The organism is Pedobacter sp. (genome assembly GCF_041645105.1).
Lineage (GTDB): Bacteria > Bacteroidota > Bacteroidia > Sphingobacteriales > Sphingobacteriaceae > Pedobacter.
The window spans coordinates 1-3,290 of record NZ_JBAZQQ010000022.1; the positions used below are offsets into that span (position 1 = coordinate 1).

3 protein-coding genes are annotated in these 3,290 nt (G+C 41.5%); 2 read left to right on the forward strand and 1 reads right to left on the reverse strand.

Annotated elements, in window-relative coordinates; translation table 11 throughout:
- On the forward strand, window positions 1-325 hold a 325-nt coding region (locus WC623_RS24780), incomplete at its 5' end, for a hypothetical protein (RefSeq protein WP_372856273.1).
- A gap of 5 nt (window positions 326-330) precedes the next feature.
- Here WC623_RS24780 and WC623_RS24785 read toward each other — a convergent pair.
- Window positions 331-1,434 (reverse strand): Fic family protein, encoded by a 1,104-nt coding sequence (locus WC623_RS24785; RefSeq protein ID WP_372856275.1) that lies wholly within the window; start codon window positions 1,432-1,434, stop codon window positions 331-333.
- A gap of 566 nt (window positions 1,435-2,000) precedes the next feature.
- On the opposite strand from WC623_RS24785, the gene WC623_RS24790 reads away from it, so the two are divergent.
- Window positions 2,001-3,155 (forward strand): integrase core domain-containing protein, encoded by a 1,155-nt coding sequence (locus WC623_RS24790; RefSeq protein ID WP_372856277.1) that lies wholly within the window; start codon window positions 2,001-2,003, stop codon window positions 3,153-3,155.
- The last annotated feature ends 135 nt before the right edge of the window (window positions 3,156-3,290 follow it).

The following is a 3,290-nucleotide window of genomic DNA, read 5'->3' on the forward strand; positions in this document are numbered from 1 at the left end:
TGATAAGGTCAAAGCAAGGATAATAATCCGCGTTGACAGAGACATGGAATATGTCCACATGAAAGATATGCGTGCCGCGGCTTTTGAGCCCGTCGATGTCCTGTCCGGTTACCGCTACCAGGGAGGTCTTGGATATTATGAGTCCATCAAAGATGCTTCGGTAAATTTCTATTTCGATTACCTGCGGAAAGGGACGTATGTCTTTGAATACCCGCTGAATGTGACGCAGAAAGGCGAGTTTTCCAACGGCATCACCTCCATCCAGTGCCTGTATGCGCCGGAATTCAGTGCGCATTCGGAAGGGATTCGTGTGACCGTGGAATGATTGATCTAACCATTCAACTTATAGCCTGTGCTTCTTCCTCCTGCGGCTTCTTTTCGAAGGATACCCTTTGAAATGAGGTCTGTCATATCGCGCAACGCTGTATCAGCAGAACATTTATTGATAATAGCCCATTTGGAAGAGGTAAGCTTACCTTCAAAACCTTCAAGCAACTTATTGATCATCAGCCTTTGCCTCTCATTCATGATCACTGATCTGTTGCTTTCCCAGAACTTTGCTTTGAATAATACCTTCGAAAGGGTTTTATCGGTGGCCGATAAAGCATTATTCAGACAATCCAGAAACCAATGCAACCATTCGGTCACATCCAAGCCGCCCTTTTGGGTCTTTTCAAGAATATTGTAATAAGCCTTCTGCTCATGCCTGATCTGGGCTGACATGCTGTAAAACCGCTGTTTGCTGCTATCGGCCCGTGCAAGCTGCATGTCAGCAATTGCCCGGGCAATTCTTCCGTTTCCATCGTCAAATGGATGGACTGTAACAAACCACACATGCGCAATGCCTGCTTTGATCACCGGATCTAGGGTTTCAGCCGTGTTAAACCAATCCAGGAAAGCCTTCATTTCTTTATCAAGGTCGACAGCAGCAGGAGCCTGGTAATGCACCCTTTCTTTTCCGTATGCCCCGGAAACAACCTGCATTGGTCCCGATTCGTCTTTCCTCCAGTCACCGACGGTGATCTTATAAATTCCGCTTCTGCCGGTCGGAAACAAAGCAGCTTGCCAGTTGAACAGCCGACTTGAGATGAGCGGTTGTTCAGGATGCTGTGTTGCGTCCAGCATCATTTGAACCACACCATCCACGTACCTGTCTGATGGAACCAACCCTGCAGCATCCATTCCAAGGTGCCTTGCAATCGAAGAGCGCACCTGGTCGGATTGCAATATAACGCCCTCTATTTCAGTAGATTTCAACACATCAAGTGTCAGGGTTTCCAGCAAGGCTTCTTCCCTTAATGAAAAGCCCAAGGCCTCCATTTTCCCTGTTAATTTCCCCTGCAGGTTCCTGACTGCTCCTAGTGTGCCAGCTATATGCTCATAATTCCAGGTAAAATTTGGCCAATCCTTATTCTGATAAATATAAGTATTCATACTCCGCATATTATGCGGCAAATATAATGATAATCTCCGCATAAACTGCGGTGAATAAGTATATTTTTCTCCGCAAATTCATTAAATTTATCAGCCAAATGCACGAAACAAATCCGCGAAAATCATTTATAATTGATCAGAATTATCAATTTTTAATCCAAATTCCGGTGACTATCCGGGAATTTGTAAATTTCAATTCAATTATTTTAATACAACACATCATTAACCACTAAGGCACTAAGAACACTCAGGTACACTAAGATTTAGGTAGTTTAGAAAATTCGGCTGTAACAAGCGGAATCATGTGCTCTACGATATTTTCACAATGAAAGTTGAGTAATAACCCAGATTTTTGTGCACTTCAATAGCCCAGCCCACAATTTTGTAAGCAATATCGTTAATATATTTTTGCGTAATCATTTCCTTAGTGTTTCTAAGTGTTCTTAGTGCCTTAGTTGATAAATAGCATAACATCGTTGACACTTTTTTTCGTAGCACAACATCGTTGACATATTTATATAGCACACGTTCTTTGACATAATTATTCGTATCGTTCACATAAAAATATGGACGAATACGAAAGACGAAAAGTAGCTGTATCACGCTATCAATCAGGAGAGAAGGTAACATCTATTGTAAGATCATTAAGCAAAACACGCCAATGGTTTTACAATTGGCTCAAAAAGTATGAGTTACGTAAAGATGAGACCTCCTGGTTTCTGGATGAATCCAGAGCTCCAAAGCATAGGCCATCAAAGGTTGAAAAGGCTATAGAGCAAAAGATTCTGGATATTCGGCAGAAACTTGACGACCAACATTTCTCACAAACAGGTGCAATAGCCATTCAATATGAATTTCGAAAGCTAAAGTTGCACCCACCACCGATCTGGACGATCAATCGTGTAATTGAGAGAAATGGACTCAACAAGGTTATTCCTAAATTAAAGCAAAGTAGAGAATACCCAGAGCTCTATATATACACCCAACAAATGGATCTGGTTGGCCCAAGGTATATCAGGGGTGATGGACGTTTCTACAGCCTTAATATGATAGATGTGAATACTCATTCAGCTTTCTCAAAACCCATCAGAGTTAAATCTTCCAGTGAAATCGTTCCTGCTATAGCTGAGTATTGGTCCGCTTACCAAATGCCAGATGCTCTGCAAATGGACAATGAACTTGCGTTCCGAGGTAGTAATCGCTATCCCAGGAGTTTTGGTTCTGTGGTTAGATTTGCCCTAAGCCAGGGGGTTGCACCAGTTTTTATACCCATTCAAGAACCTTGGCGAAATGGGATCATTGAGAAGTTCAATGACACCTACCAAAAGAGGTTCTTGAATACGACACACTTGGCAAATTTCAATGAACTAGTCTATGAAACAAAACAATTCATAGAGTTCCATAATGCCAACCACAGGTATAGTGCTCAAAGCCAAATGACGCCTAATGAAGCATCACGGGCCCATGGCCATGGGATTTGCTACACAGGCCATACTCATGAACTCAAGAAAATTCCACTGGAAACAGGTGTTGTTTATTTCATAAGATTTATCAGGAGCGACTTACAACTGCACCTACCTACAGAACACTTTAAAGTAGATGAATCTTTAAAATATTCTTATATAGTAGCAGAAGTCAATATAGACAGACAGATCCTGGTTATACGTCAAAATAATGAAATAAAACATATATTCACCTATTATACCCCAGTTGATTGGTAACTACTTTTCAAAGTGTCAAAGAACTTATGCTACGAAATCCACCGTTAAGCGCCCCTGTACAGGGGCTGGAAATCAATAGATTACCAAAACCTTAACAGTATCAAAAAAGTGTCAAATATGTCATGCTATATAACA

Coding starts and splice junctions, on each gene's coding strand:
- WC623_RS24785 (WP_372856275.1), bottom strand. CDS start 1,434: ATGAATACTTATATTTATCAGAATAAGGATTGGCCAAATTTTACCTGG.
- WC623_RS24790 (WP_372856277.1), top strand. CDS start 2,001: ATGGACGAATACGAAAGACGAAAAGTAGCTGTATCACGCTATCAATCA.